General features: G+C 61.1%; 4 protein-coding genes. 3 read left to right on the plus strand and 1 reads right to left on the minus strand.

Annotated features, from left to right (window positions below; all coding sequences use genetic code 11):
* Positions 1–34 precede the first annotated feature (34 nt).
* Complete coding sequence (locus PQQ95_RS28165) at positions 35–1282, minus strand: ABC transporter substrate-binding protein (RefSeq protein ID WP_408443426.1); 1248 nt, start codon at positions 1280–1282, stop codon at positions 35–37.
* Between the two features lie 533 nt (positions 1283–1815).
* Between PQQ95_RS28165 and zwf the strand changes: the two genes are divergently transcribed.
* The 3 genes from zwf (at position 1816) to PQQ95_RS28180 (ending at position 6094) form a co-directional block, all read left to right on the plus strand.
* Positions 1816–3279 carry a glucose-6-phosphate dehydrogenase gene (zwf, locus tag PQQ95_RS28170; protein WP_408443429.1) on the plus strand — a complete coding sequence of 488 codons (1464 nt, stop codon included), beginning with the start codon at positions 1816–1818 and terminating at the stop codon, positions 3277–3279.
* Between the two features lie 213 nt (positions 3280–3492).
* Positions 3493–4200, plus strand: a complete 708-nt coding sequence (gene pgl / locus PQQ95_RS28175; RefSeq protein ID WP_408443432.1) for a 6-phosphogluconolactonase — start codon at positions 3493–3495, stop codon at positions 4198–4200.
* Positions 4178–6094, plus strand: a complete 1917-nt coding sequence (locus PQQ95_RS28180) for a bifunctional transcriptional regulator/glucokinase (RefSeq protein ID WP_408443435.1) — start codon at positions 4178–4180, stop codon at positions 6092–6094. Before pgl ends, PQQ95_RS28180 begins: the two co-directional genes overlap by 23 nt.
* Positions 6095–7039 lie beyond the last annotated feature (945 nt).

The following is a 7039-nucleotide window of genomic DNA, read 5'->3' on the forward strand; positions in this document are numbered from 1 at the left end:
GAACGGCCAGGCGCACTACTTCGCTTGACGCTGCTTACTTGGTCTTCGCAGCCTTCGCGAGCGCGGCAACCGCGCTCTTCGAATCCTGCTGCGAGTTCATGAACTTCGTGACCACGTCCGAGATCGCGCCGGCTGCTGCATCCGGTTGCGCCATGCCGTGTGCCAGCGAAGGCACATAGCCGCCCGACTTGATCGCCACTTGTTCATCCGCGTACGACTTCTTCGCGCAGTCGTCGAACTTGGCCATCGACACGCCCAGACGAACCGGGATCGACCCCTTGTTCAGGCTGAACTGTTCCTGGAAGTCCGGCGACATGATCGTCTTGGCGAGTGCCAATTGACCCGGCGTTGCAGCCTTCTGGCCCTTCTGCTGGAAGAACACGAACGAGTCGACGTTGAACGTGTACGACTTTTCCGTGCCCGGCACGGCGGCGCAGACATAGTCCGAACCCGCCTTCTTGCCGGCGTTGGCGAATTCGCCCTTCGCCCAGTCGCCCATGAACTGCATGCCGGCCTTGCCGTTGATGACCATCGCCGTTGCCAGGTTCCAGTCACGGCCCGTGCGGCCCGCGTCGAAGTAACCCTGGATCTTGCGAACCGTGTCGAACACGCCGACCATCTGGTCCGACGTCAGCGTCTTCTCGTCGAGGTCGACCAGCGCCTTCTTGTAGAAGCCTGCGCCTTGCGACAGCACCACGTCTTCCCACAGCGTCAGGTCTTGCCACGGCTGGCCGCCCATTGCGATCGGCTGGATGCCCGCGGCCTTCATCTTGTCGGCCACTGCGAAGAACTCAGGCCACGTGGTCGGCACCTTGCCGCCTGCCTTGTCCAGCGCTGCCTTGTTGATGTACAGCCAGTTCACGCGGTGCACCGAGAACGGTGCTGCCACATAGTGACCGTCCGCGTGCATGATCTTGTCGATTTCCGGCGGCAGGTTCTTCTTCCAGTCGCCTGCTGCCGCGTCGATCGGCACCAGCACGCCTTGCGAAGCCCAGTCCTGGATCAGCGGACCCTTGATCTGCGCAGCGCTCGGCGCATTGCCCGAGATCACCTGCGTCTTCAGTGCCGTCATGGCAGCCGCACCCGCGCCGCCAGCAACCGCGAAGTCCTTCCACGTGTAACCCTGCTTCGTCATGTCGTCCTTGAGGACGCCGACGGCTTTCGATTCGCCGCCCGAAGTCCACCAGTGCAACACTTCGATCGACTCGGCAGCTTGCACAGCCGAGACGCCACACATCAGACCTGCGGCGCACAAAGCGCCCATGATCGCGCGAAATTTCATTGCTTATCTCCTCCAGACACCTGAACAAAAAACAAATGGCCCCTGATGTCGCCAGGGTGCTGTGGTTGGTTCAAACAGGCAAAACACTGGGCGATCGAGCACGGTCGGGCGCATGCGTTAAGGCATGTGCCGGCGGACCGATATCCGGCCGCTGGAAGCTCAAGAGATGAGTGGATCGGGATGCAACTGACTGTCTCCTCTTTTGATTTTTGCCTGCCCGCGTCGCGCGCGGCAGACTCGAGGTGCCTTGCACGTTAACCCTGACGCCAGGTTAGCTTTCCGGCCTTCCGTAAGGACCGCCGGGGGCATGCTGGCACGTGCTCGCACGCAATGTCCGTTAACATGCAGGGGACGCCTGCCGATTCGGGAAAACGCGCATCTAGCCTCACAGCGCACGCTTTTTTCATCGAATTAGCGCTACCTCTTGATTTGGATTGTAGTTAAACTACAATTCAGTGTCAAAAAATATTTTATCGGACTACGGTCGCCCTTTTTCGGTCCCCACGGCGGCCTCAGGATATCGACGGAGACTCATGCAAACCGATTCAAGCTTCACTTTCGTTCTCTTCGGCGGAACCGGCGACCTGTCGATGCGCAAGATCCTGCCGGCACTGTTTGAAGCGCACCGTGCAGGCGGCATGCTGGCCGACAGTGGCAAGATCGTCGCGGTGGCGCGGCATGTGGCCGATCGTGCGGCCTACCTCGATTGGGTCAATGAGCACGTCAAGCCGCACGTGTCGAAGAACGGTGTGGACGAAACAGCATGGGCGAGCTTCCTCGACCGTATCGAGTTCGTAAAGATCGATCTCGGCAACCCTGAAGACTTCACACTGCTGCGCGACGCCCTGAGCGGCCGGCCCGGCATTCGCGTGTTCTATCTGGCAACGGGTCCGTCGCTGTTCGTGCCGATCTGCCGCGCGCTGGCGTCGGTGGGGCTCAACGAAAATTCGCGCATCGTGCTGGAAAAGCCGCTCGGCTACGACCTCAAGTCGTCCAACGCAATTAATGATGCAGTCGGTGAAATCTTCGCTGAAGAACAGATCTACCGGATCGACCACTACCTTGGTAAGGAGCCGGTGCAGAACCTGCTCGCGCTGCGCTTCGGCAATGTGCTGTTCGAGCCGTTGTGGCGCCGCGAATGGGTGGAAAGCATTCAGATTACGATTGCGGAAGAACTCGGCGTGGAAGCGCGCGGCGACTTCTACGACAATACCGGCGCCTTGCGCGACATGGTGCAGAACCATTTGCTGCAACTGCTTTCCATCGTGGCGATGGAACCGCCGCATTCGATGGATTCCGACTCGGTTCGTGACGAAAAGCTGCGCGTGCTGCGCGCGTTGAAGCCAATCGATCCGCGCGATATCGGCAAGGTTGCGGTGCGCGGCCAGTATCATGCGGGCGTGATCCGCGGCAACGCAGTGCCGGCGTATGCTACCGAGCCTGGCGTGAAGCCGGACAGCACGACCGAAACCTTCGTTGCGCTGAAGGTGGAAATCGAAAACTGGCGCTGGGCCGGTGTGCCGTTTTTCCTGCGCACAGGCAAGCGTCTTGCGGATCGCGTCGCTGAGATCGTGGTGAATTTTCGCGCGGTGCCGCATTCGGCACTGGGCGCGTCCGCCTTGCGCGGCGGTGCGAACCGCCTCGTGATCCGTTTGCAGCCGAACGAAACCATTCGACTCTACTGTCTTGCGAAGCAGCCGGGCGAAGGCATGAACCTCGCCAGCGTCCACCTCGACCTCGCGTTCGACCGGTTCTTCCGCGAAGGGCAGATGGAAGCGTATCAACGCCTGTTGCTCGACGTGATCAACGGCCGCCTCGCGCTGTTTGTGCGGCGCGACGAGCAGGAAGCGGCATGGCGCTGGGTCGAACCGATCCTCAACGAATGGGCTGCGTCGAACAAGCCGCCCAAGCCGTATGCAGCAGGCACGTGGGGACCGGCGGCAGCGAGCGCGATGTTGGCGCAGCACGATACCTGCTGGCTCGAAGAAGAAAATTGAATCAACTGAATCACGGCGCTGTGCGGTGCCTTGCCTGATCCTGATCGCAATGCCGATCGAAGCACAGCACAGCGCCTGCAAGACCCACCGACGAACTGAACGGAATGGCGCCGGTATCACGAAGGCGCCTGCAAGTCATCCCGCTTGCAGGCATCGCGTGAGGGCAGTACGGCACGTTCCGCAGATCTAACAAGAAAGCAGCACGGAGGAGAAGTGATCGAGCTTCACGCTTTCGACGATCAACGCGCCCAATCCGACGCGTTGGCGAAAGCGGTTGGCGACGCGTTACATGCGTCGCTCGCCGCACAGACGGCCACGTCAACCAACGGCGCGCGCCCGGCAATGCTTGCAGTGTCCGGCGGCAGCAGCCCGCGGCCGTTCCTGCAGACGTTGTCCACGCAATCCTTCGACTGGGCGCGCATTGCCGTGACGCTGGTCGACGACCGCTGGGTGCCGGAAACGGACAGCGCGAGCAATTCGCAACTCGTGCACGACACGCTGTTGCAGAATGCCGCGAAGGGCGCCGTTTTCTGGCCGCTGGCCGACACCACGCAAGACCTCAACGCGCACGTTGCCGCGCTGAACGCCGACCCGCGCTTTAGCGCCGTGCCGGACGTCGCGATTCTCGGCATGGGCGAAGACGGCCACACCGCGTCGATTTTCGCGGATGCGCCCGAGTGGGACGATGCGATCACCACCTCCGAGCGCTTTGTCGCCGTGCATCCCGGCAGCGCGCCGCACGCGCGTGTGAGCTGGTCGCTGTCTGCCCTGAAAGAAGTGAAGCACCTGTTTTTGCTGATCGCAGGACCGCGAAAGATGGACGTGCTCAATGCAGCCGCCGCTTCGCTACAAAAAAATGCCATCTCGCAGTTGGCAAACGACAAGGGAGTGAGACTCGATGTCTACTGGTGTGCAAACTAAAGCTGTTCCGGGCGCGGGCCAGCACGCCGATGGACCGAGGCTGCTCGCCGACATCGGCGGCACCAATGCGCGCTTCGCGCTGGAATACAGCCCGGGCGAAATCGGCTCGGTGCAGGTCTATCCATGCGCGGACTATCCCGGTGTTGCCGAAGTCATCAAGAAGTATCTGAAGGACACCAAGATCGGCCGCGTCAATCACGCGGCGATTGCGATTGCGAATCCGGTCGACGGCGATCAGGTCAGCATGACCAATCACGACTGGAGCTTTTCGATCGAAGCCACGCGCCGCACGCTCGGCTTCGACACGTTGCTGGTGGTGAACGACTTTACCGCGCTGGCCATGGCGCTGCCTGGCCTGACCGACGCGCAGCGCGTGCAGGTGGGCGGCGGCTCGCGTCGGCCGAACAGCGTGATCGGCTTGCTCGGCCCGGGCACCGGCATGGGCGTATCCGGCCTGATTCCCGCCGACGACCGCTGGATCGCGCTCGGCAGCGAAGGCGGCCACGCCACCTTCGCCCCGGCCGACGAACGCGAAGACATCGTGCTGCAATACGCGCGCAAGAAATGGTCGCACGTCTCGTTCGAGCGTGTGGCCGCGGGCCCCGGCATCGAAGTCATTTACCGTGCGTTGGCGGGCCGCGACAAGAAGCGCGTGGCGGCGAGCGTCGACACGATCGAGATCGTCAAGCGCGCGATGGAAGGCGAGCCGCTCGCGGCCGAATCCGTCGACGTGTTCTGCGGAATTCTCGGCACCTTCGCGGGCAATATCGCGGTGACGCTTGGCGCGTTGGGTGGCATCTACATTGGTGGCGGCGTCGTGCCGCGGCTCGGCGAGTTCTTCGCGCGTTCGTCGTTTCGCAAACGCTTCGAGGCGAAGGGCCGCTTCGAAGCGTATTTGCAAAACGTGCCGACCTACGTGATTACCGCTGAATACCCGGCGTTTCTGGGTGTTTCAGCGATTCTCGCGGAGCAGCTGTCGAATCGCGCGGGCGGCAGTTCATCGGCCGTGTTCGAGCGGATTCGCCAGATGCGCGATGCGTTGACGCCGGCCGAGCGCCGCGTGGCCGATCTCGCGTTGAACCATCCGCGTTCGATCATCAACGACCCGATCGTGGATATCGCACGCAAGGCCGACGTGAGCCAGCCGACGGTGATCCGCTTTTGCCGCTCGCTCGGTTGCCAGGGCTTGTCGGATTTCAAGCTGAAGCTGGCGACGGGTTTGACCGGCACGATTCCGGTGAGCCATAGCCAGGTGCATCTGGGCGATACCGCGACGGACTTCGGCGCGAAGGTGCTGGACAACACCGTGTCGGCGATTTTGCAACTGCGCGAGCATTTGAATTTCGACCAGGTCGAGCGGGCGATCGATCTGCTGAATGGTGCGCGGCGGATCGAGTTTTATGGGCTCGGCAATTCGAATATCGTCGCGCAGGACGCGCATTACAAGTTCTTCCGCTTTGGTATTCCGACGATTGCCTATGGCGATCTGTATATGCAGGCGGCGTCGGCGGCGTTGCTCGGCAAGGGTGATGTGATTGTGGCCGTGTCCAAGTCGGGACGTGCGCCTGAGTTACTGCGCGTGCTCGATGTCGCCATGCAGGCGGGGGCGAAGGTGATTGCCATTACGTCGAGCAATACGCCTTTGGCCAAGCGGGCTACTGTCGCTTTGGAGACCGATCACATTGAGATTCGCGAGTCGCAGTTGTCGATGATTTCGCGGATTCTGCATCTCGTCATGATCGATATTCTGGCGGTGGGGGTGGCGATCCGGCGCGCTGTGCCGAGTGCGGATGTGGCTGAAACTGTCGCTAAGGCGCGACAGGGTGCGGATGATGATGCTACGGCTGTGCTGGATTGGTTGAGTCATGGGGCGGCTTCTTCGGCGCGTGATTAGTGGTTTTTTTTTGCGCCTTCGCGGTGGGGGTGGGTGGGGTGCCTGCGGCGTTGGCGTTTGTTTTGCTTTTTTTGTTTGCCGGCTCGGTGGATTGGTTGTCTATTTGCCTGCGGCGTTGGCCTTTCCTTGTTTTCTTATTGGTTTATTAGCGTCGCCCCTGTGCGGGGCAGGCACCTACTTTTCTTTGCCTGCTGCAAAGAAAAGTAGGCAAAAGAAAGCAGCTCACACCGCTAACTCTTAAGCGGGTTCATCGCGCAGTGATGGTAGTGGTTCATCTGGAATCTGTGCCCTCGCACATTCGGCGCGAGTGACAAGGGTGTCATACCTCCGGCGACGCTGCGCGCACCGAAGCCTACGTCATAAAACCACCCGCTATATTTTGACGCTCGCGTCCCACCACCGGACCGTGGCTCGTCATTGCGTCGCCACTGCCACTGCTACTGCCACTGCTACTGCTACTGCTACTGCTACTGCTACTGCTACTGCTACTGCGATTATGATTGGAGCGGCAACTGCAATCGCAATTGGTGTCGGAGTCGGAGTCGGAGTCGGAGTCGGAGTCGGAGTCGGAGTCGGAGTCGGAGTCGGAGTCGGAGTCGGAGTCGGAGTCGGAGTCGGAGTCGGAGGTCAGGATACAGCACACCGACATATCAATTGAGGTGGGGATTCCTAGGTAAGTGCAGGGGTGCATCGCCGAGGCGAAGCTGACGGCCCTCACCTACCTCAACCGAAGCCTGGTGTTTCCGATGCGGACCCGTCCGCGACGCACGTAGTGCGGAGTGGGAGCTAACGAGCCCTTTGTCACTGACGCTTGAACGTGCGAGGGCACGGATTCCAGATGCACCACTACCGCGGCTGTGCGGGGGACCCGCTTATGAGCTAGCGGTTTGAGCTGCTTTCTTTTGCCTACTTTTCTTTGCAGCAGGCAAAGAAAAGTAGGTGCCT

Source organism: Paraburkholderia caffeinilytica (assembly GCF_046030355.1).
GTDB lineage: Bacteria > Pseudomonadota > Gammaproteobacteria > Burkholderiales > Burkholderiaceae > Paraburkholderia > Paraburkholderia caffeinilytica_B.

What these genes read in the sequence shown, in the direction of transcription:
- PQQ95_RS28165 (WP_408443426.1), bottom strand. Translation starts at nt 1,282, where the DNA reads ATGAAATTTCGCGCGATCATGGGCGCTTTGTGCGCCGCAGGTCTGATG.
- zwf (WP_408443429.1), top strand. Translation starts at nt 1,816, where the DNA reads ATGCAAACCGATTCAAGCTTCACTTTCGTTCTCTTCGGCGGAACCGGC.
- PQQ95_RS28180 (WP_408443435.1), top strand. Translation starts at nt 4,178, where the DNA reads ATGTCTACTGGTGTGCAAACTAAAGCTGTTCCGGGCGCGGGCCAGCAC.